25 protein-coding genes are annotated in these 25189 nt (G+C 50.6%); 9 read left to right on the top strand and 16 right to left on the bottom strand.

The features are described 5' to 3' along the window. Positions 1-291: 291 nt before the first annotated feature. Positions 292-1113: an energy-coupling factor ABC transporter ATP-binding protein gene (locus AC0QH1_RS22220; RefSeq protein ID WP_324633527.1), complete on the bottom strand. Its 822-nt coding sequence runs from the start codon at positions 1111-1113 to the stop codon at positions 292-294. Between the two features lie 63 nt (positions 1114-1176). Here AC0QH1_RS22220 and AC0QH1_RS22215 point away from each other — a divergent pair, with 63 nt between their 5' ends. After that, positions 1177-2148, top strand: coding sequence for an ion transporter (locus AC0QH1_RS22215; RefSeq protein ID WP_324633526.1), 972 nt, complete (start codon positions 1177-1179; stop codon positions 2146-2148). A gap of 124 nt (positions 2149-2272) precedes the next feature. Here the strand turns inward: AC0QH1_RS22215 and cbiQ are convergent, their stop codons facing one another. The 4 genes from cbiQ to AC0QH1_RS22195 all read right to left on the bottom strand — a co-directional run bounded on the left by cbiQ (position 2273) and on the right by AC0QH1_RS22195 (position 5300). Further along, positions 2273-3040 (bottom strand): cobalt ECF transporter T component CbiQ, encoded by a 768-nt coding sequence (cbiQ, locus tag AC0QH1_RS22210; RefSeq protein WP_324633525.1) that lies wholly within the window; start codon positions 3038-3040, stop codon positions 2273-2275. Further along, a complete protein-coding gene (gene cbiM / locus AC0QH1_RS22205) occupies positions 3037-3684 on the bottom strand; it encodes a cobalt transporter CbiM (RefSeq protein WP_324633524.1) in 648 nt (215 codons plus the stop codon). Before cbiM ends, cbiQ begins: the two co-directional genes overlap by 4 nt. A 135-nt stretch (positions 3685-3819) precedes the next feature. Beyond that, positions 3820-4398, bottom strand: a complete 579-nt coding sequence (locus AC0QH1_RS22200) for a carboxypeptidase-like regulatory domain-containing protein (RefSeq protein ID WP_324633523.1) — start codon at positions 4396-4398, stop codon at positions 3820-3822. Positions 4399-4412: 14 nt separating this feature from the next. Then, positions 4413-5300 carry a DUF4382 domain-containing protein gene (locus tag AC0QH1_RS22195; RefSeq protein WP_324633522.1) on the bottom strand — a complete coding sequence of 296 codons (888 nt, stop codon included), beginning with the start codon at positions 5298-5300 and terminating at the stop codon, positions 4413-4415. A gap of 749 nt (positions 5301-6049) precedes the next feature. Between AC0QH1_RS22195 and AC0QH1_RS22190 the strand changes: the two genes are divergently transcribed. The 5 genes from AC0QH1_RS22190 to AC0QH1_RS22170 all read left to right on the top strand — a co-directional run bounded on the left by AC0QH1_RS22190 (position 6050) and on the right by AC0QH1_RS22170 (position 9650). Continuing rightward, entirely contained in the window at positions 6050-6484 is a 435-nt protein-coding gene (locus tag AC0QH1_RS22190) for a ferritin-like domain-containing protein (protein ID WP_324633521.1), read from the top strand. 269 nt (positions 6485-6753) lie between these two features. Next, complete coding sequence (locus AC0QH1_RS22185) at positions 6754-7188, top strand: ferritin-like domain-containing protein (RefSeq protein ID WP_324633546.1); 435 nt, start codon at positions 6754-6756, stop codon at positions 7186-7188. Positions 7189-7259: 71 nt separating this feature from the next. Then, entirely contained in the window at positions 7260-8192 is a 933-nt protein-coding gene (locus AC0QH1_RS22180; protein ID WP_324633545.1) for an FTR1 family iron permease, read from the top strand. Between the two features lie 4 nt (positions 8193-8196). After that, entirely contained in the window at positions 8197-8991 is a 795-nt protein-coding gene (locus AC0QH1_RS22175) for an MOSC domain-containing protein (protein WP_324633520.1), read from the top strand. A 191-nt stretch (positions 8992-9182) separates the two neighbouring features. Beyond that, positions 9183-9650, top strand: coding sequence for a sll1863 family stress response protein (locus tag AC0QH1_RS22170; protein ID WP_324633519.1), 468 nt, complete (start codon positions 9183-9185; stop codon positions 9648-9650). A 29-nt stretch (positions 9651-9679) separates the two neighbouring features. Here the strand turns inward: AC0QH1_RS22170 and AC0QH1_RS22165 are convergent, their stop codons facing one another. The 4 genes from AC0QH1_RS22165 to AC0QH1_RS22150 all read right to left on the bottom strand — a co-directional run bounded on the left by AC0QH1_RS22165 (position 9680) and on the right by AC0QH1_RS22150 (position 16540). Further along, positions 9680-10678, bottom strand: a complete 999-nt coding sequence (locus AC0QH1_RS22165) for a hypothetical protein (protein WP_324633518.1) — start codon at positions 10676-10678, stop codon at positions 9680-9682. Positions 10679-10913: 235 nt separating this feature from the next. Then, positions 10914-13844 carry a DNA polymerase I gene (gene polA / locus AC0QH1_RS22160; protein ID WP_324633516.1) on the bottom strand — a complete coding sequence of 977 codons (2931 nt, stop codon included), beginning with the start codon at positions 13842-13844 and terminating at the stop codon, positions 10914-10916. A 251-nt stretch (positions 13845-14095) separates the two neighbouring features. Continuing rightward, entirely contained in the window at positions 14096-14875 is a 780-nt protein-coding gene (locus tag AC0QH1_RS22155) for an exosortase-dependent surface protein XDP2 (protein ID WP_324633515.1), read from the bottom strand. A 321-nt stretch (positions 14876-15196) separates the two neighbouring features. Continuing rightward, positions 15197-16540: a pentapeptide repeat-containing protein gene (locus AC0QH1_RS22150; protein ID WP_324633514.1), complete on the bottom strand. Its 1344-nt coding sequence runs from the start codon at positions 16538-16540 to the stop codon at positions 15197-15199. Positions 16541-16675: 135 nt separating this feature from the next. On the opposite strand from AC0QH1_RS22150, the gene AC0QH1_RS22145 reads away from it, so the two are divergent. Continuing rightward, positions 16676-17236 carry a glutathione S-transferase family protein gene (locus tag AC0QH1_RS22145; protein ID WP_324633513.1) on the top strand — a complete coding sequence of 187 codons (561 nt, stop codon included), beginning with the start codon at positions 16676-16678 and terminating at the stop codon, positions 17234-17236. A gap of 58 nt (positions 17237-17294) precedes the next feature. Here the strand turns inward: AC0QH1_RS22145 and AC0QH1_RS22140 are convergent, their stop codons facing one another. The 3 genes from AC0QH1_RS22140 to AC0QH1_RS22130 all read right to left on the bottom strand — a co-directional run bounded on the left by AC0QH1_RS22140 (position 17295) and on the right by AC0QH1_RS22130 (position 19337). Continuing rightward, positions 17295-17432: a photosystem II reaction center protein K gene (locus tag AC0QH1_RS22140; RefSeq protein ID WP_071880619.1), complete on the bottom strand. Its 138-nt coding sequence runs from the start codon at positions 17430-17432 to the stop codon at positions 17295-17297. A gap of 154 nt (positions 17433-17586) precedes the next feature. After that, the gene (gene tgt, locus AC0QH1_RS22135; protein ID WP_324633512.1) at positions 17587-18705 is read right to left on the bottom strand and encodes a tRNA guanosine(34) transglycosylase Tgt; all 1119 of its coding nucleotides are present in this window, start codon (positions 18703-18705) and stop codon (positions 17587-17589) included. A gap of 179 nt (positions 18706-18884) precedes the next feature. Next, entirely contained in the window at positions 18885-19337 is a 453-nt protein-coding gene (locus AC0QH1_RS22130) for a hypothetical protein (RefSeq protein ID WP_324633511.1), read from the bottom strand. A 197-nt stretch (positions 19338-19534) separates the two neighbouring features. Here AC0QH1_RS22130 and cobS point away from each other — a divergent pair, with 197 nt between their 5' ends. Further along, positions 19535-20347, top strand: coding sequence for an adenosylcobinamide-GDP ribazoletransferase (cobS, locus tag AC0QH1_RS22125; protein ID WP_442957354.1), 813 nt, complete (start codon positions 19535-19537; stop codon positions 20345-20347). Positions 20348-20708: 361 nt separating this feature from the next. Here cobS and AC0QH1_RS22120 read toward each other — a convergent pair whose 3' ends face one another. Continuing rightward, the gene (locus AC0QH1_RS22120; protein WP_324633510.1) at positions 20709-22064 is read right to left on the bottom strand and encodes a hypothetical protein; all 1356 of its coding nucleotides are present in this window, start codon (positions 22062-22064) and stop codon (positions 20709-20711) included. Between the two features lie 350 nt (positions 22065-22414). Continuing rightward, entirely contained in the window at positions 22415-22612 is a 198-nt protein-coding gene (locus tag AC0QH1_RS22115; RefSeq protein WP_324633509.1) for a hypothetical protein, read from the bottom strand. A 39-nt stretch (positions 22613-22651) separates the two neighbouring features. Here AC0QH1_RS22115 and AC0QH1_RS22110 point away from each other — a divergent pair, with 39 nt between their 5' ends. Next, complete coding sequence (locus AC0QH1_RS22110; protein ID WP_324633508.1) at positions 22652-23122, top strand: CAAD domain-containing protein; 471 nt, start codon at positions 22652-22654, stop codon at positions 23120-23122. A 136-nt stretch (positions 23123-23258) separates the two neighbouring features. Here the strand turns inward: AC0QH1_RS22110 and AC0QH1_RS22105 are convergent, their stop codons facing one another. Both AC0QH1_RS22105 and AC0QH1_RS22100 read right to left on the bottom strand, forming a co-directional pair. Next, positions 23259-23624, bottom strand: a complete 366-nt coding sequence (locus AC0QH1_RS22105; protein ID WP_324633507.1) for a hypothetical protein — start codon at positions 23622-23624, stop codon at positions 23259-23261. A gap of 504 nt (positions 23625-24128) precedes the next feature. Then, on the bottom strand, positions 24129-24731 hold the full coding sequence (locus tag AC0QH1_RS22100; RefSeq protein WP_324633506.1) for a hypothetical protein: 603 nt from the start codon (positions 24729-24731) through the stop codon (positions 24129-24131). Positions 24732-25189: the final 458 nt, after the last annotated feature.

Below are 25189 nucleotides of genomic sequence, written 5' to 3'. Positions count from 1 at the left end.
CGCAAGCAGACTGAGAAGTTCTGCTTCCTACACCAGCTTTTCTGCGTCTGCGGTAGGGTTCGGGATCCGGGGGAAAATTCGTTGACGGATATAGCGACGAATTCCGCTGAATTCCAGTTTCTTTTTTTCTCCGAGAGGAAGAAATTGCCGGGAATAAATTCCGGAAATAAACAGAGTTTTTCCGGAACTTCGCGACCAGCAAATCTTGCAGGAAAAAGTATCCAAATTAGCCCCCGTAGGCGGGCTAGGTGCGACTTTAGCCCTACCCTTCTAGAGTGCGGGTCTTTTGTTCTATCCGCGAGAATTGCGGTGATGAGGGGTGAGGGAATGGGGTTTTTCTAACCCATGCGCTGCCATTAATTGGGTATCTGCCATAATTTCCTCGGGAGTGCCGGTGGCGATAATACGTCCTTCATCCATGAGAATCACCCGATCGCAAACATCCAAAATCAGTTCTAAATCGTGAGCGGAAATGAGGACTGTTTCTTGGGATGCTTGTAAAAATTCGATCAGGCGACGACGCGATCGCAAATCCAAATTCGCACTAGGTTCGTCGTAAATCACCACTTGCGGGTGCATCGCCAGTACACCGGCGATCGCCACCATTCGCTTTTGTCCTCCCGATAGATGATGCGGCGCGCGATTTTTCAGGGCGGAGACTCCGGTCAATTCTAATACAGCGCTGACGCGGTTTTCCACCTCCGATTCCGATAATCCCATATTTTGAGGACCAAATGCCACATCATCCCATACCGAGGCACAAAATAATTGATCGTTGGGATTTTGAAACACCAATCCCACCTCGGGACGAAACTCTCCCGCAACCACCGGTTTATCGAATAAACGAATATCTCCTGCGTTGGGGGTTAATACGCCGCAAATGGATAAAAATAAGGTAGTTTTTCCCGCACCATTGGCCCCGATCGCGCCCACCCGTTCTCCTGCCATAATTGTTAGGCTCACATCCTGCAAAACATTGGGTTTGTCGGGATAGGAAAAGCACACTCCCGCGATCGCGATCGCCGTTTGGGGCGAATTGCCGCTTCGATTTTCCCGGTTGGTCACCTTGTCGGGTTGCCCTGGGGGAAAGCCAGGTTGGGTCGATTTTTCCATCTGATATGATACCATTTCCAAATATTACCGTCAATTTTTTTCTCGTTCTGAGCCAGAGGTCAGATGAGTCCATCCCTTAAATCCCGAGTGTATCAAATTTTAGAATCCTCCGACCCCAACGATATTTTCAGTCAGTTTGACGATTGGTTTGTCAGCGGTTTAGTAATTCTCGACGTCACCACCTTTATTTTAGGAACCTCCGACTACATCACCGCTCATTTCCACCTGTTTGTAGAAGAAGTCCAATATTTTTCTGTTACCAGCTTTACAATTCTCTATTTCTTGCAACTGTGGTCTTGTACCGCCGATCCTCGCTACGCCGATCCGGTATGGGGCAGACTGCGCTATGCCATGACGCCCTTAGCGATTATCGATTTAATCGCCATTTTGCCCTTTTACTTGCGCTGGCTTTTTCCCCACATGCTGCTGTTCAAAAATAGCAATATCTTTCGCGTCTTGCGTCTGCTGAAGCTGATTCGCTACTCAGAAGCCTTGCAAAGCATCGTTCGAGTAATAAACTCCAAACGACAGCAGCTCATTATGACCTTATTTACCGTGGCAATTTTATTAATTTTTGCCTCCAGCGTCATGTTCTTTGCCGAAAGTCAAGAGCAACCGGAAGCATTCCCCAGCATTCCCGCCGCAATGTGGTGGGGAGTGGTAACATTAACCACCGTGGGATATGGCGATATTTATCCGGTGACGGCAATTGGCAAATTATTCGGCGCACTCTTGGCGTTTATCGGGATTGGATTGTTTGCGTTACCGGCGGGGATAGTTGCCGCCGGCTTTTCTGAGGAAATCCAGCGAAAAAATCGCCAAACTATCGAGGAGTTTGCCGCCATTTCCACCCCGTGGACGCCAGAAGAAAAAGAAGCGATCGCCTCCCATTTGGAACGCTCTTCCGAACTGATGCAACTCTGCCTAGAAACCGCCAAAAACAAGTTTAGCAATAGTGTAGAAAGCGAAGAAACTATCCGGGATTTAGCCATTGTCCTTTACCGCAACGCTACGGATAGATTTCATTTGCATTAATAGGAATATGGGACAAAATAACCCGCAACTATGACTGGTTTGCCCCTGGGGTTTACGCCTCCGCGAAGCTACCGCCTCTCCGACCAGTTATTCCCCCGATAAAACCAATTAATTCCCCGATTTTTCAAGCAACCAATAACAATTCTGCTCCAATAAAACTGGCAGCAAGTGTTATAATAAATAACAAAGCGATCGCATCGGCTTTCCGCACCGGAGAGCGGGTGTTAGTTGCCACGGCTTCGCCGTAACCGCGCAGTCGCATGGCTTGATAAATCCGCTCGGATTGTTCGTAACTTTGTACCAAAAGGGTGCCGGCGAGGGAGGCGAAAATACTTAACGTGCGGCGGTTTATGGTACTGGGACGAAAGCCGCGCAAGCGCATGGCAGTTTGCATGGTTTTCAAGCGATCGCCCACTTCAAATAAATAGCGATAAAATAACAACATCATATCGGCTAAAATCGGAGAAAGACCCAGCGATCGCATGGCTTTGAGCATGGTTAAAAACTCAGCAGTTCCAAACAACACCAAAGCCAAGGTCATAATAGCCAAAAACCGGGAACCAATCAACACTACCGCCAAACTTCCCTCGGTATAAACCGACAAAATCCCCAATTTAAACCATATGGTTTCACCGGAGACAAAGGGCAACAACACCACCAGACCCATCAGAAAAAAACCCGGATAGCGCAACCGCCCCATCCAATAGGTGACGGGCAGTTTGGACAGGGCATAAATGCCCGCCGTCACCCCCAGCATGGCTGGAATTAACTGCCAATTTTCCACAAAGGCAAAGGCGAAAATTAACCCCATCAAACCAATCAGCTTGCATCGCGGTTCCCATCGGTGGAGGGGGGAATCTAAATGAGCGTAATCGTCTAACCCAAATTTCATCTTTGACCCCGAATCAGTTCTGGTTTCACGCGCTTGAGAAACGCCACCAACATTGCAGTAAATGCCCCTTCAATGACCATTAACGGAATATGGGCGAGGGTTAAAGCGTAAATTGCATTGGTTTCTGTCTCGGCGTTGGTTCCGCCCTCAAGGGTGGAAATGACGAGGAAAAAAAAGACGATCGCTGCCATTCCCAATCCCACAGCACCGGCGACAAATGCAAAAGCACTGGTGACGAATTCTCCCACCCGGCGTCCTAACACAAATCGAAGTTGAAAAATCTGGTAGGCGAGCAATGCAGGAATTCCCATCATGGTAGCATTTACGCCTAAGGTGGTCAATCCGCCATGTCCGAACATCACCGCCTGAAAGAATAACCCAATCAGAATAGCGGGAAAGGCATAATATCCCAACACAGTGCCTAACAGTCCATTGAGGATTAAATGAACGCTGGCGGGAGGGACGGGAATGTGAATCCAAGAGGCGACAAAAAAGGCAGCGGTTAGTAAAGAAGCTTTGGGAATTTCGGCTTGAGGATTTTTATCTCCCTTGATTTTTCGCAGAGAATACCAGGTAGCGGCGCAGGTTGTGGCATAACCGGCCACGCAAATACCTGCAGGAAGAATACCGTCGGGAATGTGCATTTAAGGATTGACCAAACGACTGATAGGACTTAGTTTATCAATTGTGACATACAAGAGGCAGAGGCTCGGGGGGTGAGTTCCCAGGCAGAGCCTAGGAACAAGCGATTTTCTACAAAGTGAGAATCCGGGGATTTCTCAATTTTCAGTGCTGAATTCTTCATTCGCGGGGTTGACCCCCGGGTGATGACGGCGACGGGAGAAAAACAGAGCTGTGCCCACGAAGCCCCAAATGCCAGAGGCAATGGTTAATCCAGTTTGCATGGGCGTCAGACCGGTGCTACCTTTGACCGCTTGGGCGGCGATCGCGGGAGTTTCCGGTTCCTGCGCCCCTGCACCCACCTCCGCCTCTGCGGGTGGCGCGATCGCGATATTGAGCAGATTTCCGTGACCGGCGTGGCGAACCCTCACCGCCCAATTGCCCCACTGTGCCGGATCCGGGGCGAAGATAAAGCGACCTTGGTTGTCGGTAGTGCCTTGCAACCAAGGCTCAGTGGGGTCTTCCGGGGCATACACCGTCACTTGGGCATTAGCCATTGGTTCGCCGCTATCGAACTTGGCATCGATCGCGATCGCTTGGGTCATTTCATAATCGATCTTCACCCCATGCGATCGGGCCGGGAGGGCGCGCCACGCCACATCTGACGCCCACAGCACACAGGCGCAGCACAAGATCCACCCACCTTTGCCCCAAGCTTGCATAAATCCGCCCTTCATTACTCAAAAACCCCTTAAACAGACTCCGACTGGTGACAATGCCCTTCTCCGACATGTCCCAGAGAGGGCATAATTTCCTGCAGTTGGCGATATTCCGACTCGGAAAGTGCTTGCTGCAGTTGCCCCATATCCATATTAACCTCGCCATCGGTGGCTAGATTGGCCAGTGGCTCAAATCCTAACGCACCGGTATTGATCTCGTCATCCGGCGGTGCGGATCCGTCGCCAAAAATATGGTCGAAGTGGAATGTCGCCTCCAACTCGCCGGCGTCTCCAGGTTTGACAAACCCTTTGCGTTCGTCTCCGACAAACTCGCCACAACTAAATGTCATTTCTTCGTCCAGCTTCAGGGTGAAATTCACCGTTTCGCCGTCTTTTTCCGCCGTCCCTATCATCACCAACGGATAGCCGCTAGCCGGTCCAGAATTGGCTTTTGTCATTTTCCACGACAGGGCATTGTATTGTCCGGGAGGCGCGGGCACTTGCGCCACTAAAATCGGTTCGGCGTTTTCATCTCCTTGGGCTAAATCTACGGTTTTCGCTTCGCTGAGGCTGACTTTTTCTTGCCCTTTAATCTCGCCACCCGCTTGCGCGTCATAGGGGGGATCGGTTTGGTAAGCGTCGATTGCGGCAAGATTGACATAAACGTGGTCAAAGGTAATATTCCAGCCATCTTTGGAGACAAAGCCTTGGCGGACGAAATCCTCGCCATTGGCTACGATGTTTAGGGTTCCCATTTCGCCGCTGGCGCTGGTGGAAGTGGTGTCGGTTTGCCCGGTACTCTCCCCAACCGCTTCGACGTTCCCCGTCTGGGCTTCCGGGGTTCCCCCTTGGGCGCAGCCCAATAGGGTGGTTGAACTCAGCAGCCCTAGGCTGGCTAGAATAACAAGCTGTTTTTTCATCTAAATCCTCCGGTAGTTTGGAATCCAGGTAACTGACTTCGGTGCCAGAAAACCGCGCGATCGCGCCTGTGGGGTGGTGATTCTTGGTGGCAATGCGATCGCAACCCCAGGGTTGCCACCGCAAAGTGCATTAACACATAGGAAAGCGCTTTTTTTGGAAATTGACAATGCCCCCGCCGGGGATAAAATCCGGTTGAATTTAGCTCGAAATCTACAGTATGACCGAGGTATAGAGTTTTTTTACCCTATATTTTTTCCAGGCAACTTCTCTTTTTTATCGTTTCGTTTCCTTAACACAGTATTCCCACGGCAAATCCTAATTTTTCCTAAAATTTCGCCCCACAGTTGTGGTACTTTGCCTCCAGATAAAATGACCAACTGGCAATGATTTACAGGAAATCTCCCCTTTGCCTCCCTATGGGTTATTGCTGGATTTGACCCCGAAAGGATAAGGATTGCAAATGGTAGCCAAAACTCTGCCTTTGGGTATAGAAGCGATCCAGCAAGTGGGTGGGCGCGCCAATTCCCAGCGCCACAGTTTAATCCCTCCATCCCATTGCTCTTTTTTGACGATCGTCCTCCCCCCCCCAGGTTCTCTCGAACCGCCAATCCTTCTCCCCTACGCCCCACCCCCTCCCAGGGCGCAAATTGCAAGTTAATAACACAACTTCAGCTCACCCCCTTGAGATAAAATCCAAAAAATGCTCCAATAGGAATAAACACGCTCTAAAATTGATTACTTCTGGACCATGAAAGAACTCGACGTCAAAAAAACCATCGATCTGCTCAACAAAATTATGGAATTTGAGCTGGCGGGTGTGGTGCGCTATACCCATTATTCCCTGATGGTCACCGGACCGAATCGAATTCCGATTGTGACTTTCTTTCAACAACAAGCCACCGAATCTCTCACCCACGCCCAACAAGTGGGAGAAATTGTCACCGGTTTAGAAGGACATCCCAGCCTTCATATCGCCCCGATTGAGGAAACCTATCAGCATTCGGTACGCGATATTTTAGCCGAAAGTCTCCATCACGAGAAAAAAGCTCTGGATATGTATAAAGAACTGCTGGAAACCGTAGAAGATGCCAGCGTTTATCTAGAAGAATTTGCCCGCCAGCAAATCGGACAAGAAGAAATGCACAACTTGGAAATTAAAAAAATGTTGCGCGATTTTAGTTAAATTTCGCTCATTGGTCATTGGTCGTTGGTCATGGGGTAACAGGTAACAGGTCATTGGTCATGGGGTAACAGTTCATGGGGTAACAGGTAACAGGTCACGGGTCACTGGTCACAGGTACTCCCTCAAAGGACAAAGGACCGATGACCAATGACAAAGGGCCAATGAATAATGACAAAAGGCCAATGACAAAGGTATCAGTCGATTCAAAACGGGATGGCGATCGCCGATAAACTAATCCCACAGACTTCTGAACTATGGGTGATAAAACCATGAAAGAACTCGACGTCAAAAAAACCATCGAATTGCTCAATCGGATTATGGAATTTGAGCTGGCGGGTGTGGTGCGCTATACCCATTATTCCCTGATGGTCACCGGACCGAATCGGATTCCGATTGTAGACTTTTTTAAAGCGCAGGCGAGTGAATCCCTCCTCCACGCGCAACAAGTGGGCGAAATTCTCACGGGGTTAGATGGACATCCGACCCTACAGATTGCCCCAATGGAAGAAAGCGATCGCCATTCCGTGGGAGATATTCTCGCCGAAAGTCTCGACCACGAAAAAACCGCCCTCAGTCTTTATAAAGAATTGCTCGACATCGTAAAAGATGCCAGCATTTATCTGGAAGAATTCATCCGCACCATGATTGGGACAGAAGAAATGCATACCTTAGAATTGAAAAAAATGTTGCGCGATTTTGGTTAATGGTCTCGCCATCGTAGGGTGGGCACTTCCCACCCTACCACTGAAATTGTTCAAATTTCTCTTAACAAATGATAGAATTTAGTGCTGCATTACCGACATTTCTCGTCACCCTCCGAGAAGGGGTGGAAGCTGCTCTGGTGGTAGGTATCGTACTGGCGTGCTTGAAAAAAGCCGAACAAAGCCAACTCAATCCCTGGGTTTACTTGGGCGTGGGGGTGGGAATTGTTGCTAGTGCGTTGGTGGGGGTATTGTTAGGCTGGGGTCTGCAAGCCGTGGGGGCTTCGGATATGGTTTATGCGCCGGCAATTAAACCGATGCTAGAGGCGGTATTTTGCGCGGTGGCGATCGCCATGTTGAGTTGGATGCTGATTTGGATGACCCAACAAGCCAAATCCCTGAAAGGCGAAATCGAAGGTGCGGTGAATGCGGCGATGACAGACAATCCCACCCGCGCCGGATGGGGAGTTTTCCTGTTAATTTTTATCGCCGTGTTGCGCGAAGGATTTGAAACCGTGCTGTTTATCGTGGCTAAATTCGAGCAAGGAATCGCACCGGCTTTCGGGGCATTAATTGGATTAGCCGGGGCGGCGGGAATTGGCGTATTGCTGTTTAAATGGGGGGTAAAAATCAACATTCGGTTATTTTTCCAAATCATGGGCGTGCTGTTGCTGCTCATCGTTTCCGGTTTGGTAATTTCTACGCTGAAAAATGCCAATGCGGCGGCGACAATTTTGGCAAATATCGACCCCCAATTTGCGAATTTATGTATGAGTGGGTCGGATTCTTGTATTTTAGGGCCGCTGGTGTGGGATGCGCGAAATTTTTTACCGGACGATCGCTTTCCCGGAATTTTGCTGAAAGCGTTATTTGGCTATCGCGCCCAGCTTTATTTGGCACAAGTGGTCAGTTACTTGGTCTTTTTGCTCGCCGCCGGGGGCTTGTATTTCCAAAGCATTACTGGGGGTATGCTTAAGACTGAGCGATCGCTGGAAAGTGGGGGGTAAAACAATGAGTATCGCTACTGTAAAGCAGTTATTTACCTATCCGATTAAAGGGCTGACCCCGCAAGCAATCGATCGCGTTTTTCTCGAAGTCGGGCATGGAATTCGCGGCGATCGCGCCTTCGCCCTAATGTTCGTGGATGGCGCACAATCCCCGGATATTGTGCCCTGGATGAGCAAAGGCAAATTTGCCGTGCAAAACGACTGGCCCGGATTAGCCGCACTGGATTGTCACTACGATAGTAGCGACGATATCCTGACGGTGCGCGCTGGCGGGGCGAGGTTACTGCAGGCACAGACGGGCACCCCCGAAGGGCGCGATCGCATCAGTGCCTTTTTTACCGGCTATCTCGCCTCCTTGCACCCCACCCCCGAAGCGCGCCATCCCCAGCGATCGCCCTTGCATCTCGTGGGTACCCGCACCGGCGACACCCGCTATCCCGATCGCGAACCCGTTCATATTTCTTTACTGAGTGAGGCCACGTTACAGGACTTAAGTGATGCAAGCGGTCAACCCGCAGACGTGCGGCGGTTTCGGCCAAACGTCCTGCTAGAAGGCGTTCCAGCCTGGGAAGAATTTAACTGGGTCGGCCAGCAGTTTCACTTAGGTGATGCAACTGTGGCGATTACCGCGCGGATCGGGCGCTGTCCCAATATCGAAGTCAATCCGGATACCGGCGATCGCGATTTGCCTCTGTTACCCTTGTTGCAAGAAAAATACGGACATCTACAAACCGGGGTTCTGGCAAAAATCCTCACCCCCGGTAAGGTGGCAATTTCCGATACCTTGAGGATGATTTAATTCGCCTCCCTTGCGAGTGCGAGAGCTTCACCGCCCCGAAGTGCGAGCTTGAAGCTCGCACTCTCATCACAGTTGTAGAAAAATAATATGAGAATGGGCAGTATATTTCATCTGAGAACATCTCTCCCCCGATAGATGACAATTCCCGAATATTGCAGTTCAATGAGGAAGCAAAGATAACCGATAAAATCATGAAATTATCTCAAGTCTTCCGTTTTGAAATTGCGATCGCCGCTCTTGCCCTTTCTGGCGCGATCGCCGCCTGTAATGCGCCAATGGAAACCGAAAGCGAAATGAATGCTTCCCCCGGACCCACCGCAGAAGAGGTAGAACGAGAAACCGAAGAAGCGATCGGCACCACCGCCAACTATACCCAAGCAGAAATCAACCAATACATCGAACAAACCGAACGACAAATCGCCACCTATGACGAACGCATCGCGCAATTGGAAGCAAGAGCAGAAACCCTCGGCGCGCAGGCGCAAGCGGAACTCGAAGCAGAAATTGCCCAGCTAGAAAGACAGCAAGAAGAACTAGAAATACAGTTAGCACAACTGCGTTCCGCCAGTTCCGATGCTTGGGGCGAAATCCAAATCGGAATCGATGCAGCAATCAAAGATTTAGACAGCGCCTTAGAGCGCGCCGAATCTCAATTTTAAACCTTCTTTCCGCTTCAGTGCAGTAGCAATTACCCCGCCGCCCGCTCTTCCTCCTCTCCTGCACTTACCCGCTTTCTAAACCAGTTAAAAAACCGCTCCAATTGTCTTTCATCCACGATATCTGCCACATTCATGGTATGCAGATAACCGTATCGAGAAAAATAGATTCCCAAACGGTGGATTTCATGGTTTGGCGGCGCGCCATCGATTTTCGCCACCCGATGTAAAAGATATTGAAACATTAACTTGTGAAAATAATCGCTCGTTAACGCCAGTTTATTTGCGGTTTTGACTTCCACCAACATATCATCGATCGCTAAATCCGCATCCGCACCGCCCACCAATGCCGAACCCCTACCAAATGTGGGATTGAGCAACATCATTTCCTCGGCGTGGAATTTATCGAAATCCACCAAAGCAATTAATTGTTTTAAATCCTCCATATCTTTCAGATTGAGAATGCCCGTATTTTTATCAATTTTCCCCACCCGGTAAATCGGGTCTAACTGTGCCAGAAACAAACAAGATTTTAGCAGACTATCGGTTAATTCCCCAGTTTTGAGAAATAAAAAATAATTCTCCTTGGCTTTTGCCATGATAAAATCAGCCTGCCTTTCCAAGCGCGTGCAAATATTGACAAATTCTTCTCGATTGCGGGCAATGCCTTTCTTGACCAGATATTTACAAATATGTTGCGTCTGGGGCATCACTTTTAACAGGCGATCGCCCTCCACTTCCGTTAGCTTATCTGGCGCTAACTCCTCTTCCTCAATCGAACTCACCAACATTTTTAGCTCGCGCAGCAACCCCAGGGAAACTTCCGCAATCCACTTGCGCGAATTCGCCTTCGGATTTCTAAATTCCAGATAAAATCGCAGTAAATAATCGAACGCCGTGGCAACCAGGGCATAATGTTTCGTCAATGCCGGCGCAAGCGGATTGCTTTTCACTTTCAGTTTGGGCACCGGAAACTCTTGCCGAAATTTTTCTTTTACATCTTTCTGGTATAATAACGACGTCATACTCATAAAATTAATCTCCAACGATTCTCATTCAACTGGTTGATAGGCAAATCCTCCCTATCCATCGGCTAATCACATGATGCGACCCTTAATGTTTTCCGGGCACACCAGACAACACTTTCGCCATTCATCATACCACAAAACCCAGGGCAAAAACGCTCCCCCTACAGACATAAAATTCGTTGAAGAAGTAATCGGTGTGGTGGGCAATGCCCACCCTACAGTTAAATTGAGCAACGGGTTATTTTGCTTCCATCCAATTGTCCCCAGCGTGAATATCCACCACCAAGGGCACACTTAACGACACGGCGTTTTCCATCGTGGATTTAATTTTAGGTTGCAGTTCCTCCCATTCATCCCGAGGAATTTCAAACACTAATTCATCGTGAACTTGCAGCAACAACCGGGCGCGATAGTCTTGCAAAAGTTGGTGCATTTTCACCATTGCTACTTTAATAATATCCGCACTAGAACCTTGAATCGGTGCATTCGCCGCCGCCCGCAAGTTTTGTGCGTCTCGCGCTGACAGTTTTTTCCTTACTTCCGGGGAAATATCACTGGGATCGGTGCCTTGAAGTTCGCGCAGTTTTTTATCTTCAAATTCAAAATAGCGACGACGCCCGAAGAGGGTTTCCACAAATCCTTGCGCGATCGCCTGATTTTCCAACCCATCCAAATACTCGAACACCTTTTCATAACGCTCGTAAAAGCGATCGATAAACTCCTTTCCTTCCTTCGTCGTTTTCCCGATCGCCCGGGCAAAACGCACCGAACCCATCCCATAAATCACCCCAAAATTGATAGTTTTCCCCATCCGTTTTTCTTCTGGCGTCACGGTTTCCTTTTCAAACAACAGTTTCGCCGTGACGCTATGCACGTCTTGATTATTGCGATACGCCTCCAACAAAACCGGTTCTTGACTTAAATGCGCCAAAATCCGCAACTCGATTTGCGAATAATCCGCCGATACCAATCGCCACTCCGGTTCTGGCAAAAATGCTTTGCGAATTTGTCGCGAAAACTCCGTTCTAATCGGAATATTCTGCAAATTCGGATTAGAAGAAGATAACCTTCCCGTTGCTGTCGCCGTTTGATTGAAATCCGTATGCACCCGCCCGGTATCCTGGCGCACTATCTGCGGTAGGGCATCCACATAGGTAGATTTTAACTTCGAGAGGGTACGATATTCGGTGATTTTGTCAATAATCGGATGATCGCCTTGCAGTCTTTCCAATACCCCTGCATCGGTAGAGTAACCCGTCTTAGTTTTGCGAGATTTTTTGCGATTCAAGCCGAGTTTTTTAAATAAAATCTCGCTCAATTGTTTCGGCGAACCTAAATTAAATTTTTCTCCCGCCTTCTCATACGCTTGCCCTTCGATGTCTTGCAGTTGGCTTTGAATCTGTTGTGAGAGTTCGTTTAAATACTCTGTATCGATACGAATTCCCCTGTATTCCATCTCGGCTAAAACCGCTTCGAGGGGCTGTTCGATATCCAGCAGCAATTGATGGAGTTTTGGGTTTTCTTCCAGCTTCGCACGCAATATCGGCAGGAGTTTATATGTAGTATAGCAATCCAGGCCGCAGTAGTTGGCGATGGTGGGAATATCCACGATGGCGATGGTTTCGCCTTTGGGAATTCGCAAGTCCTTATAACTGAGCGCCGCAACCGAGAGATACTTCTCGGACAACTGGCTGAGACTGTGGCTATTCGTGGGATTGAGTACGTAACTGGCAAGCATGGTATCGAACACCACCCCCGCCAACTCGATGCCCTGACAGCGCAGCACCAAACGGTCGAATTTCGCATTGTGCAAGGCTTTCGGATAGGCGCTGCTTTCTAAGATAGGACGCAGAGCCTCGATAACCGTGGCTAACTCCAGGGTGGTTCCCCGGTGATGGGCGATGGGAATATAGGCAACTTCGGATTTCTCGCTTCCCCAACAGCACCCGATACCCACCAGATCCGCATCGCGCGGTTCTAAATCCGTGGTTTCTGTATCCCAAGCCACCGGGTGGGCTGGATCTTGACAGGTTTTGAGCTGGGTGACTAAGGCTTCTAGCTTTTGTGCGGTGTCGATGATGCGCGGGGCGATCGCAGGCTCTTCTTTTGCTTTTTCCCGGGCGGCGGCTTCGGTTTCGGCGGCACTCCAAAACCCAGTCTCCTCGTCGTCAGAAACCGCACTGGCGCGTTCCGTCTCCCTTTCTTCGCTTGTTCCGCCAAAGCGCTGCTGCAGTTGCTTGACTTTCGGCAAAAATGACTTAAATTCTAACTTCTCCAAAATCGGAATCAGTTGCGCTTCGTTAAATCCTTCGAGCTTACAGGTTTCTAAGTCAATATCTAAGGGAACATTGCAGACAATGCGAGCCAGATGTTGCGAGCGATCGGCGTCTTCTTTGCCGGTTTCGAGCTTTTTGCGGTTCGCACCTTTGATGTCTTCTAGAGACTCGTAAATGTTCTCCAGGGAACCGTAAGTGCTGAGCAATTTGACGGCGGTTTTATCGCCAATTCCTTTCACCCCGGGAATGTTATCCGAGGGATCGCCGCAAAGGGCTTTATAATCGACCACAAGTGCGGGGGGAATGCCCATTTTTTCTCGCACCTCTTCGTCGGTAAATTCTTGGTAGCTGGCGAAGGCGGAATGACCAAAAAAGGATCCGCGCCTGAGATAGAGGACGCTGATATGTTTGCTGTCGTCTACTAGTTGAAAGAGGTCGCGATCGCCGCTGAGAATTTTCACCTGATGTCCGGCGCTGCTGGCCCGCATCGCCAAGGTCCCCAACACATCATCCGCCTCGTAGCCTTCCGCTGTGACGATGGGAACGTTAAAGCCGGCGAGCAGTTCTTGCAGGTGTTCCAGGTCCACGAGCAAGTCTTCTGGGGTTTCCGGGCGATCGCTTTTATAGGTGGCGTCGGCTTCGTGGCGAAAGGTGGGTAAACCCAGGTCAAAGGCGATCGCCAAATATTGCGGCTCCTGCGCCGCCATCACCTCGATCAGGGACTTGAGAAATCCAAAGCACGCGCTGGTGGGAATTCCCGTGGAGGTCCTCAACCCCCCATCGCGGCTTTTGGCTAATGCATGATACGAGCGAAAGGCCAAGGAATGACCGTCCACTAAAATAAATGTAGGAGAATTTGCCGACACGTTTGAGTTATCCCCAGCAAAAGACATCGTTTTTTATTGTATCGGTTTCTCCACCGGGGTCTGCGGCGCGATCGCCCTAGCTGGTGGGACGCAATGGCAAATTTTGCCCTCCATAAAAAAATAGGATAGGCTGAGAGCCTATCCTACGGGCGATCGTAATGCTTCAAGAGTCATAGAACATTCCACTTGCAAGCAGCTTTTTTAAATTTCCCCGCCAACGGGAGCTTTCTTTGCTTGCGCAGCAACGTTCCGTGGCCAGAGTATGGTTTGCATCTAGGCTAACTCGCAGAAGACCGCCGACGCCGAGATGCCACCAATGCCATCGCGATCGATCCCAAGCCTACAACCGTCCCCGGTTCCGGAACTTTCTCACCAACCACTTTCCAGTCCGGTCCATTGTAGAAGCTCGTCCCCTCAGCGCTGACACGAACGCCCTGAATCGCAGAAGACAGTCCTAAATCGGCTAAAGACACCCCCAGAGAACCGACGCGCTGCGAGCCACCAATTTCTATGGTATCTAGCCGGAATCCCGCATTATCCCAATTGCGCGAGTTGATGGTCAGGCTATCACCCAAAATATCCCCCGCTGTGTCGATGGCTTGAATCGTCATCGCACTGTTGCGCCCCCGTTCCCAGAAGAACAAATTATCCACCGCGTTATCAAACCACAGGTTCATGGAAAATTCGCCGCGATCTTCCCCATCGATAATGCTATTCAGGTTGGTATTTCTCAGTGCGGTTCGCGCTCCGTCATTGGTCAGCCGTTCCTCGGATAACCCCACTGTAGCTTGGTCTCCCTTGTCCGCACTACCGGCTCCGCTGTTTCCGCCGGTCCACAGGTCATTATGGAGAATATCCACCCGATCGACCAAGCTGAAGTTGCTCACGATTTTTCCGTCAAATTCTACGGCTTCGAGCCAAATATCTCCTTGCGACGGGTTGGTACTTAACGCTTCATCGTAGTGAGTGGTGAAGGAAAAGGCTTGTGCTGATGAGGCAAAGCCCAAACTACCCGCGATTAATCCAACACAGATTGGGGCATAAAGTTTAGCGTTCATTTTTCTTACCCTATTAACGTTGATGTATTTCCAGGGGCTGTGCCCTGTTGCTTCTGTGATAATATACGGTGCGTCTGTTTGTCTAGGAGATATGACCAACTTTTTTCATTCTTCATAGATATTGCTTTTTTCGTAAAGATTTAGTAAAAATACCGTATAATTATTGATACTTTAGTCGCTCGGGGTGCTCTTCTGTATTTTCTCGGATAAAAGCTGGCGATCGATCTGAAAATTTCCCGGGTAGATGGTGGGTGAGAGCCAGCAAAAGGTAGTCTGCTACACACACAGTTTTACCGCGCTTCACCCAATCGGGGGATGTTGTTATTGAAATGTGGTGCTTAAATCTACCTCGAGCAAATTGGTTCCGTCCAGATTCGTCCACTTCAAATTCGCTTTGGTTAAATCGGCTTTTCTCAAATCCGCGCCGCTTAAGTTTGCGCCGCGCAAATCCGATCGGGTCAAATCCACGCCGCGCAGATCCGCTTCGCTCAAATTCACCTGATTTAAACTAGCGCTGGTCAGATCCGCTTCTCGCAAATCGGCTAATTTTAAATTAGCCCCGCGCAAATCCGCTCGCGTCAGGTCTACCGACCTCAAATCTGCTTGAGAAAGATTTACCTGATTTAAACTAGCCCCAATCAGATCGGCCCATCGCAGATCGGCTCCTTTCAGATTGGCATCGGCTAAGTACGCTTTCCGCAAGTTCGCCCGCGTCAGGTCAATCCCCATCATCTCTGCATCACTTAAGTTCGCGCTACTTAAGTTCGCCCCGCGCAAGTCCGCGCCGCTGAGATCCACGCCACTGAGATTCACTTCGGAAAGGGAGACATTCGGCGCGATCCAGTAGGCCCCGGCTAAACTCAGTTCGATTCCTTCGCTGACCTGGGTTTTTAAGTCGTAGACGGCTTTTTGCAGGATCGCCCCTTTTAAATTCGCCCCGGTTAAATTCGCACCACTGAGGTTGGCGCGAAACAGGTTTGCCCCTTCGAGGTTGCTCTCCATTAATTTGGCATAACGGAGGTTAGCGCCGCGCAAATCCGCTCGCTTCAAGTTCACGCCGCTGAGATCGACGCCACTGAGATTGGCTCCGGGAAGCGCAATATCCGCTCCAATCCCGTAAGCGCCCATCGTCTCCGGGTCGAGACCCTCGCAGAAGCGGGTCCTCAAATCGTACACCGCTTTTTGCAAGATGGTTCCTCTCAGATCGGTCTCGCTCAAGTCTGCCGCACTTAAGTTAGCGCCGCTGAGGTTGGCTTCGGTCAGTTTGGCACCGATTAAGTTGGAGCCTTTCAGGTTGGCTCCCCTTAAATCTGCCTCACTTAAGTTTGTTCCCACTAAGGTGGTTCCTTTTAAGTTGGCACCACTCAGGTTGCACTCGCTCAGGTTGGCTAAGTTCAGGTTGGCGTCCTTGAGATCGACTCCCACTAAGTTCGCGCCCTCTAAATTGGCTCCAATCAAATCGGCATAGGCGAGGGTGGCTTCACTCAAATCTACTCCGGCTAAATTGGCATCTCGCAGGTAGGCTCCTCTGAGAGACGCGCCTCTGAGGTCTTTCTGATTCAGATCGGGGGCGAGGAAGTTGGCTTTTTTAAATTGGGGACTCAGGGGGTCGTTACTGTTCAATTCTGGGGGGATTTGAAATAAATCTTGATTGTTTTCTGGCATCGATTCGGCATTTGGGCAACTGAGGCAAAGGGGTGAAAAACTCAATGGCAGAGTCTTTTCTTCTTTTCCACGATAAACCTCTAGCCGTTAAAATCAACAGTGGCAACTCTCGCTGATTAAGGAGCACTGTGTGTCTTGCTAAAACTCTATGGCGGTGCCCGCAGCCGCGCTTCTATCGTTCAGTGGTATTTGGAGGAACTGAGCATTCCTTATGAATTCGTTTTGTTAGATATGCAGGCGGGCGACCACTTGCAGCCAGAGTACCTGAAGATTAATCCGATGGGAAAGGTTCCAGCTATTGAGGATGGAGGGTTTAAGCTGTGGGAGTCTGGGGCAATTTTAATTTATTTGGCGCAAACCTATGGGAACCTTTCTGACTCCGTGACGGAATTGGCTACGGTGACGCAATGGGTGCTGTTTGCTAACGCGACCCTCGGTCCGGGCATTTTTGTGGAATCCAGTCGCGATCGCGAGGTGCAGCGCCTTCTGAAGCCCCTCAACGATCGCTTCTCCCACCAACCTTTCCTCCTCGGCAACGATTTTAGCGTGGCTGACGTTGCTGTAGGTTCGATGCTCGCTTACGTGCAAATCATGCTGAAGCTCGATTTGAGCGCTTATCCGGCTGTGGTGGAGTATATCAATCGCCTCTCTCAACGTCCGGCTTTTCAGAAAACCATCGGCTCTCGATCCCATTAATCATCGAAGGGGCGCTCTCTCGAGCACCCCTTTCTCTCCCCGGGCTTTTTGATGCAATTTATCTAAAACCCACCGCCGCCTGCCACACAAACGCAAGCAGCAAGAAAAATAGGGGAATCAGTGGCAAAACGTCCACCAACGGATCGAAAATTTGATAGGCTTCTGGCAGTTTTGCCAACAGCATCGCTGCTTCCATACTCGATCTCTACCTCTCTAACAGAATTTTCATAATCGAAACAGATTTTAACATAAGCCGGGGTGAATCTCTCATTTTTGTCTTCTTCTCAATTTCTCTACTTTGCAGATTGCCAATTGAGAATAGGGGTAGAGTCAATGAGCGGATGGAAGGGTTACTCGCTTGCGCCCGGGGTCAGCCAGGGGGCAAATTCCTCGGAGAAGCGATCGCGCTTGATGGCGTCGCGAATCCGGCGAGTAAAGCCAATCAGCTCGGTGATATTGTGAATGGAAAGCAAGGTATAAACCAAAATTTCGCGCGATCGCCACAAATGATTCAAATAAGCGCGGCTAAAGTTCTGGCAAGTGTAACAAGGGCAAGACTCATCCAGGGGGGTAAAATCCTCGCGAAACCGAGCATTTTTAATATTCCAGCGTTCTCCCTGTACCGCCACCGCCCCATGACGCGCCCAGCGGGTGGGAATCACGCAATCAAATAAATCCACACCGGAAGCGATCGCCTGAGCCATTTCTCGATAAGTCCCCACCCCCATCAAATAGCGGGGTTTCTCCGCCGGGAGTTGCGGCGCACTCGCCCGGACGATTTTCTCGATCAGGGCCGGGGGTTCTCCCACACTCACCCCCCCAATGGCATACCCAGGTAAATCCAACTTCGCCAGCGCCCGGGCCGCTTGCGCCCTCAAATCCAAATAAACCCCCCCTTGAACGATGCCAAACAATGCCTGGTCCGCCCGGGAATGAGTCTCGATGCAGCGTGACAACCAGCGATAAGTCCGCGCCGTCGCCAACTCCACCGCCTCCCGAGTCGCCGGATAAGGGGGACACTCATCAAATGCCATAATGATATCCGCCCCGAGTTTGTTTTGAATTTGGATCGATCGCTCTGGAGTCATCTCGATGATGCGACCATCCCGGGGCGATCGAAATTTAACCCCTTTCTCCGTAATGGTTCGCAACTCGCTTAAACTAAAGACTTGAAAACCCCCCGAATCGGTGAGAATCGGGCCGGACCATCCCATAAACCGATGCAAACCCCCCGCTTGCGCGACAATTTCTTCTCCCGGTTGCAGGTGCAGATGATAGGTATTCGCTAAAATCATCTGAGCGCCCGTGGCTTTAAGCTGAGCGGGAGTAACGGTTTTCACCGTTGCCAAGGTTCCCACTGGCATAAACCGAGGGGTTTCCACATCACCATGTGGCGTGCTAAACACAGCCGCCCGGGCGTGGGTATGGCTGCAATTTGCCTGCAATTGAAATGTAAATTCGCGACCCAAAATGCCTTATTGGTTCCTCGTTGCGACTTTATTATAATTATATTGGCGAACGGTATTTTCTCATAGAAAAAGGTAAAATCGCGCAGCTCAAAACCCACCGCGCACTCATCGCCATTGCGGGAAAATACACGGTTCTTGCCTTGCTTGAAGGGTTGAATCCCTAGTTCAGATAGCTCGTTTCAGAACGGTAACATTCCTTCATCATCGATTTCAGCATCTAATTTAGCCGCGAGTACCTCTCTGAGTACCGCTTCTAATGCTGAGGTTTCGAACTGGCGATCGGTTCGCTCTTTCAAAGGATTAGACAGGGGAATCAATCTGAGCTGACGTCCTTCTTGAACCAGATCGAAGTAGGAGTCGGACTCGGGAGAGTGTTTCAGCTCGAGGCAATCAAAACTATAGACGTTTAAATATATGCCGTGATTGGCAATCAAAGTGGATCGTTCGGGATCGGCAAAGACCTCCATCACGTAACCCTCCCCTTGACTGTAGAGTTGACCGTCTTGGAGGTGCATGTAACGGACTTGACCGAGATCGGACAAAAGTCGGAGCATGTCCTGCTTGTTGACGACGATTCCGGTGTCGATAATGCAAGGTGCAGGCACTTTGGTATTAAATTTATCTGGAATCATGGACAAACCGCCTTTGGTTTACAATGGTGCCCTCAAAGGAAGTAGAAGCATCCTGTAGGTGCCCTCTAGAGGGAGATTTAAAAAAGCTTTTCTGGTTAATGTCGCCACGAGGGGCGAGTGATGCATAGTCTCGATTCAATTCTGGCACAGGTCAGGGTGGACCGGGATCCGTAAAATGGCTGAAAACTGAGAGACTTATGACAGATAATCGAGGGGTGCGATCGCCGATGAGAACACTGCGAAATGCAGCAGCAATATTTGGCAAGTTACGGTCCGGACTGGCGGCGGCGATCGCCTTCTATACCTGTTTGCCGGTTCCCCTAAATTGGACATTAGAATTTCGCGGGATCGCTCGCTTTGCTCCTTGGATTGGCGTAGCGATCGGCTTGCTTTTGGGTCTGTTGGATGGGCTGTTACAGCTATTGGAAATGCCCGTGCTGACCCGCAGTGCCATTGTCGTTATCGCCTGGATTGCCATTACTGGCGGACTTCATCTCGATGGTGCCATAGATACTGCCGATGGGCTTGGGGTGCAAGACCCCCAACGGCGATTAGAAGTGATGGCGGATAGCGTTACCGGTGCATTTGGCGTGATGGCAGCGATCGCGCTGATTTTATTAAAAACCGCAGCATTGACCGATTTGGACGCTCACCGCGCGATCGTCCTCATCGCCGCCGCCGGTTGGGGTCGGTGGGGACAATTGGTGGCGATCGCTCGCTACCCCTATCTGAAAGCCACCGGGAAAGGAGCGATGCACAAAGAATCCATGCACTCGCCCTGGGATCTGCTCCCGGGATTGCTGCTGCTTTGGGGCTTGAGTGGCGTCCAACTTCTGCTTGGCAGTGACGAGTGGATCGTCGCCGCCGGCATGGCCACCGGAGGCAGCGCGATCGCCATTCTAACCGGTGCTTGGTTTAACTACAAATTGGGCGGACATACCGGCGATACCTACGGCGCTGTAGTGGAATGGACCGAGGCTTTATTTCTCTGTCTGATCGCCGGATTGTAAGCGAATCTTTCCGGGGAAACGGTGCTTTTTTACCTGAAATCCTGAGTTTCATCCCCTTTTTCCCCCAGCAGCGATGCCGCCAAATTCCGCCTACCTGTTAATAATTATTAACGCTTGACTTGACAATTTAAACCTTTTTTGATAAACAATATGTTTGAAATTTGTTGCTAAATATTGAGTTTTATTTCAAAGAAAAGCCCCATCCCCGAGACGGGTGGGGCTAGACAGACAACCCTTGCCTCGATGCAAGCTAATTGAACTCCACACAGCGACCCATTCCCCCACATCGCCACAGGTAGGGGTCAAGGAGCGTCACAATAGTGCGACAATCCACACATAAAAACCGAGAGGGCAACCCAGATTACTTCGGTTCGATACGGACTTTCATCCCTTCAACGCGCAGTTGTTTGCCGCGAAAACCGCAGAATTCGCCATTCGCCGCTTCGGGAGTGTCGCCCACATTCTCGATATGCGCCCGGTAATACACACTGTACTCAGCTTTCGCGTCGCCGGTCAAAGCGATCGCAAATCCTTCGATCCGTCGTCCTATGCCCCGGGTGCCAACAAATTCACCTTCGCTCATCCAAGGCGTATCCCCCATCCCTTGCAGGTAAGCCATATAGCGCAGACCCAAACCGGGAATCGGCGGATCGATGTGAATGGCAAATCCTTCCAGACGTTGTGCCTGACCCCGGGTCCCCGCAAATTGATTTTCCCGGAAGATGCGATCGCCCTCGCGTTCGATATGCGCCAACACCTTCAGTCCCACACTGCCACCCCCACGGGCCGCAGGTGCCCGGGATTCCATCCCGGGCTGTTGCCCCTGGGGTACCCCCTGTGTCGGGGATTCATCCATACTGGGCAACACAATCACATCGGGCAAATCAGAGGAGGGCTTGGGAGGATCGAGCAGCAACCGTTCCGCCTCCGACTCAGCATCCATTTCCGGCTCATCATCCCCGGCAATTACCACCATTTCTGGCATCCGCCGCCCCACAGGCGGCGGGGGAGAACTCGCCTCTACCGGCGTTTCCACCTTTGGCTCTTGGACGGGAGGTTCTGTGCTCGGCGTGGAGTGGGGCGACACTTGTAATTTGCCTCGGGATGCTGCTACCGTGAGCGGTTTGCCAAACGCCCGGGCCGCTACTTCCACGAGAATGCCCCATTGCTCGTCGCTAATGTCTGCCTCGGGGTCGATTAAGGTCAGTAACGCGCAGCAGGGATGCTTGCCAGAAATCAAGGTCTCTACATCAATGGGTAAATTATTCGCAGGAGCATTGAGAATAATGCGGCGCAGTTCTTGTCCTTTTTCCTGGGCGGCTTGCAATGGCGGAAAATCCTTTAGATCGCGATGGGTAAGGGCTAAAAAGCGATCGAGAATGGCTAAGGCTTTTTCGGTGTCGTTTCCCTGTGTGGATGGGGAAGTGGCGATCGCGTGCAGTATGCCTTCGAGATCCAACAGGGAGGAGACTTGGGACGGTGCGACGACTCCCGAGGTGCCCGGGATGCCCTTCGATTTTGCTAGTTCGATGATTTGCGATCGCACTTCGGCAAAGTCGCGCCGATAGGCGATCGTCTGCTCGATCGCGGATTCATCCACGGGAACCCCGGCTTCTTTGAGTTCCACCGCCGCCTGCGACAATCTCGTACTCAACCCAGGCAATCGTTCTTTTAAATTTTTTAGCTGTTGCTGTAACTCGTTATCGTCGGGTTTCATAGGCCATCCATCTATGGGGTTTCGATTTTATTGTCTCTTGTCTCGGTCAACACCGATCCGGCAAGTTTCATATTATTTCACCGCATTGGCCCATGAAATCCCAACGCCGGCAGGCACAGCGTTTTGCAAAACAAATTTGGGATGAAATACCTGTGGCTGTCAATCCCTCAGAAAAAGGGATTTCCTGCGAAATCGGGATGTTTGATGAGCGTTGTTACGAGTTATACAAGTTTTCTGCTCTGCCAGCCCCCGGGGAGCGATCTCCTCAGCCGTTTCTTCCGATTCAGCCCTTAACGAGAATCACAGAATCAGGTAAAAATTTCGTCGGTAGAGCCGATTTTTCCTTAAACTTAAGGCATCTCTTGCGATCGCCCTGCAAGGGGGGCGATCGCTCTACCGGACGCTCGCCCCCATTTGCGGCAAAATACGATCCGGGCAACCGATTTGCGATCGCCCCGGAGGCCCCCTTGGGGTAAAAAGGCGATCGCTTGCAACAGGGTCAGGCTGACCGCTACAGTTCCACGGTTGGCACCCTGATGCACTGCCAAGTTACGATCGAATAGTTGTTTGTTTGAACAGGAGGAATAATGAATCCAAAAACCGAAACTTCTGAACCCTCTAACCCGAAAGCCGAACAGTTGGCCCAAGAAGCCGAACAGCTCAGAATGGATGTCAAAGACGAACAAGCCGGCGCACTGGCAACAGTGCCGCCATCTGAGCGAACCAGCGATCGCTTCCAAGAGATTACCGATCGCGTGATGGCGGTGTTAGCCGAAATGCCCGCTTATGTCAGTGGTTTTTTCAGCGACTATCAAAAACCCATTGTCACCCTGAGTTTATTCTTGGCGGCATTAGTGACGGTCAGAGTCACCCTCGCCGTGGTGGATGCTATTAATGATATTCCATTGCTCGCACCATTTTTTGAATTAGTCGGGATGGGCTACTCTGCTTGGTTTGTCTATCGCTATTTACTGCGCGCTTCTAATCGTCAAGAATTGGTTCGCGACATTTCCGCGTTGAAAGAACAAGTCATCGGCAAAAGCTCGTCTGAAGTTTAAACCGATCGCTGTGGGGTGGAAACCACAAGTGAACGAGCGATCGCCGCGATCGGCGAGGGTAGCTCCTTGTGCGCTTAGGACGAACCGAACTGTTCGTCCTAATTTCTATTGGCACTGGGTTAGAACACTCCCTCTGCTAAGGGTTGGGGTTAATTCGCGACACTGCTTTTACCGTTAAGCGCAGGCCATCCAGGCACAGCACCAATTCTTCTACCGTAGTCACGGCGTTCATGTCAAAGCGATCGCTGATATCCACCCCAAAACACTCGCAAAAATCTTCACACCAGCGGATTTGCCAGTCGAACCAGCACACCAAAGGCAACTGCAAATCGCCGTTTAAGCGATCGCTCGGTCGCACTCGGGCAATTTCCAAACCCGAATATTTTCCCAACTGATTATATACAAAAGCAACCACCGGTTTAGCAATACCGCGCGGTTGCCAAAAACAATTAAACCACTCATCTAATGTCAGCGCCTCTCGCTGACACAATAACTGATTCACCTCTTTCCTAATTTTCACATCAGGGCTGAGATCGGTGTAGGTGCGAAGACCAAATAGTAGATTTTTCAACTGGCGCAGCATAAGCCCGTGCGCTCCCTTACCTTACCTTTTCCCCAGTATTCCCACCAATCTGTTGGGTTTCTCATCTGTGGATTTTGCGATCGTTTTTGGGGGTGGTTTGTCTCCTACACCCTAGCCCACCTCAAACCGCAGCAAGTCCGTCCTGGATGCCACCCACCCTGCACTTTGCCCCCTCCCCCACCCGGACCTTTTTCGATCCTCTCGCCCGGGTTAAACACCATTTAATTTGCCTAACATTTCTCTGGAATCTGTGAGGGAAGGCTGGCATAAATCTCCCAGCCCTAGAGCATTTCCCCGCATCCATCGGCCAAAACTTCGCCCTCGCGCGATCGCAATTTAAACCGAACAAACAAAACGGGTGAACTCTCGCCCACCCGTTTCCACGCCACCGTCACCGCTATCTCGCGGCTCCCCAAGCGCCGGCTATGGCGCAGGGGTGGCTTCCGTAGCTGGCGCTTCCGACTCCTCTACAGAGGGTGAAGCTGTGGGTGCTTCGGGTTCGGCTGCTTCGGGGTCGGGAGTTGAACTCCCCGGTTCCGCCTCCGGTGCAGGAGTCGCCTCCTCGCCGGGACTGCTTTGGTCGGTGGGCATCCCATCTTCCTCAGCTTCGAGGGGGTTTTTTCTAGAAAATCCCGGCACTAGCATTTCCATCAACCCCTCCCCGTTCTCTTCTCTTGCCGATTCCGCCGGTTCGGACTCGGTGGAGCCTGAGGAAGGCTCTTCTACTCCAGCACTTGTCGCACCGGACAATAAATCGGGCAACATAGCGGGCGAGTCACTGACACCCGGAAACAAGGCGGGAGACTCACTGGCGCGGGGCAATGGCGGCTTCTCCCCCCCCAGGGGGTTCGTCGCCTCCGGCATGTTAAATACCGAAGTAGAAAAGGGTTCTGAAAAATTCAACTTCCCCTCCATCCCCATCACAGACCACCCAAAAATTGCGCCGATTGTGGAGAAGGCAACCAAAATGGCCAGTTTTTCTTCAGATCCAAGTGGATTATTTCCAGGAGAACCAGGATTAGACATATTCGAACACACTCCATTTTATAGACTTCACATTTTCCCCTTGGCCTCAGTTGCGCGAACTGGGTTTTATTATCAATCGGAGGGGAAACTAATTTGAGGAGAAATTCTTAACAGGCTTTGACAAAATTAAGTTTGAACAACTCCGGGCGATCGGGGTTTGTTCTCCAAAAACTCGCTAGTAAGCGGGTCGGCATCGGCATAGGGCAAACGGCTTCTAGCCAGGTTCTTGTTGCACTGCGTTGGCGAAGCACGCTTACGTCTCGGGAGCGAATGTTACCCCATTCAATGGCTAACCCCTTCAAGAGAAGTAACCGAGAGTCTGGAATCCCCGTAACTTTAGTTCGGGGAGGAAAGACGAACGACGGTTTTAACCGTCGTGATTTAAACAACGCACAGTTTGTTTGACCTGCGAATCAGTTTAACTTTCTTAGGGGAAAATTGCCCAATTCGTTTCCAAT

This window comes from Phormidium sp. CCY1219 (genome assembly GCF_055795085.1).
The sequence above is the reverse complement of the archived record's forward strand: the minus strand, read 5'-3'. Positions and strand labels throughout refer to the sequence as shown.

What these genes read in the sequence shown, in the direction of transcription:
- AC0QH1_RS22220 (WP_324633527.1), bottom strand. Translation starts at nt 1,113, where the DNA reads ATGGAAAAATCGACCCAACCTGGCTTTCCCCCAGGGCAACCCGACAAG.
- AC0QH1_RS22215 (WP_324633526.1), top strand. Translation starts at nt 1,177, where the DNA reads ATGAGTCCATCCCTTAAATCCCGAGTGTATCAAATTTTAGAATCCTCC.
- cbiQ (WP_324633525.1), bottom strand. Translation starts at nt 3,040, where the DNA reads ATGAAATTTGGGTTAGACGATTACGCTCATTTAGATTCCCCCCTCCAC.
- cbiM (WP_324633524.1), bottom strand. Translation starts at nt 3,684, where the DNA reads ATGCACATTCCCGACGGTATTCTTCCTGCAGGTATTTGCGTGGCCGGT.
- AC0QH1_RS22200 (WP_324633523.1), bottom strand. Translation starts at nt 4,398, where the DNA reads ATGAAGGGCGGATTTATGCAAGCTTGGGGCAAAGGTGGGTGGATCTTG.
- AC0QH1_RS22195 (WP_324633522.1), bottom strand. Translation starts at nt 5,300, where the DNA reads ATGAAAAAACAGCTTGTTATTCTAGCCAGCCTAGGGCTGCTGAGTTCA.
- AC0QH1_RS22190 (WP_324633521.1), top strand. Translation starts at nt 6,050, where the DNA reads ATGAAAGAACTCGACGTCAAAAAAACCATCGATCTGCTCAACAAAATT.
- AC0QH1_RS22185 (WP_324633546.1), top strand. Translation starts at nt 6,754, where the DNA reads ATGAAAGAACTCGACGTCAAAAAAACCATCGAATTGCTCAATCGGATT.
- AC0QH1_RS22175 (WP_324633520.1), top strand. Translation starts at nt 8,197, where the DNA reads ATGAGTATCGCTACTGTAAAGCAGTTATTTACCTATCCGATTAAAGGG.
- AC0QH1_RS22170 (WP_324633519.1), top strand. Translation starts at nt 9,183, where the DNA reads ATGAAATTATCTCAAGTCTTCCGTTTTGAAATTGCGATCGCCGCTCTT.
- AC0QH1_RS22165 (WP_324633518.1), bottom strand. Translation starts at nt 10,678, where the DNA reads ATGAGTATGACGTCGTTATTATACCAGAAAGATGTAAAAGAAAAATTT.
- polA (WP_324633516.1), bottom strand. Translation starts at nt 13,844, where the DNA reads ATGTCTTTTGCTGGGGATAACTCAAACGTGTCGGCAAATTCTCCTACA.
- AC0QH1_RS22155 (WP_324633515.1), bottom strand. Translation starts at nt 14,875, where the DNA reads ATGAACGCTAAACTTTATGCCCCAATCTGTGTTGGATTAATCGCGGGT.
- AC0QH1_RS22150 (WP_324633514.1), bottom strand. Translation starts at nt 16,540, where the DNA reads ATGCCAGAAAACAATCAAGATTTATTTCAAATCCCCCCAGAATTGAAC.
- AC0QH1_RS22140 (WP_071880619.1), bottom strand. Translation starts at nt 17,432, where the DNA reads ATGGAAGCAGCGATGCTGTTGGCAAAACTGCCAGAAGCCTATCAAATT.
- AC0QH1_RS22130 (WP_324633511.1), bottom strand. Translation starts at nt 19,337, where the DNA reads ATGATTCCAGATAAATTTAATACCAAAGTGCCTGCACCTTGCATTATC.
- cobS (WP_442957354.1), top strand. Translation starts at nt 19,535, where the DNA reads ATGACAGATAATCGAGGGGTGCGATCGCCGATGAGAACACTGCGAAAT.
- AC0QH1_RS22120 (WP_324633510.1), bottom strand. Translation starts at nt 22,064, where the DNA reads ATGAAACCCGACGATAACGAGTTACAGCAACAGCTAAAAAATTTAAAA.
- AC0QH1_RS22110 (WP_324633508.1), top strand. Translation starts at nt 22,652, where the DNA reads ATGAATCCAAAAACCGAAACTTCTGAACCCTCTAACCCGAAAGCCGAA.
- AC0QH1_RS22100 (WP_324633506.1), bottom strand. Translation starts at nt 24,731, where the DNA reads ATGTCTAATCCTGGTTCTCCTGGAAATAATCCACTTGGATCTGAAGAA.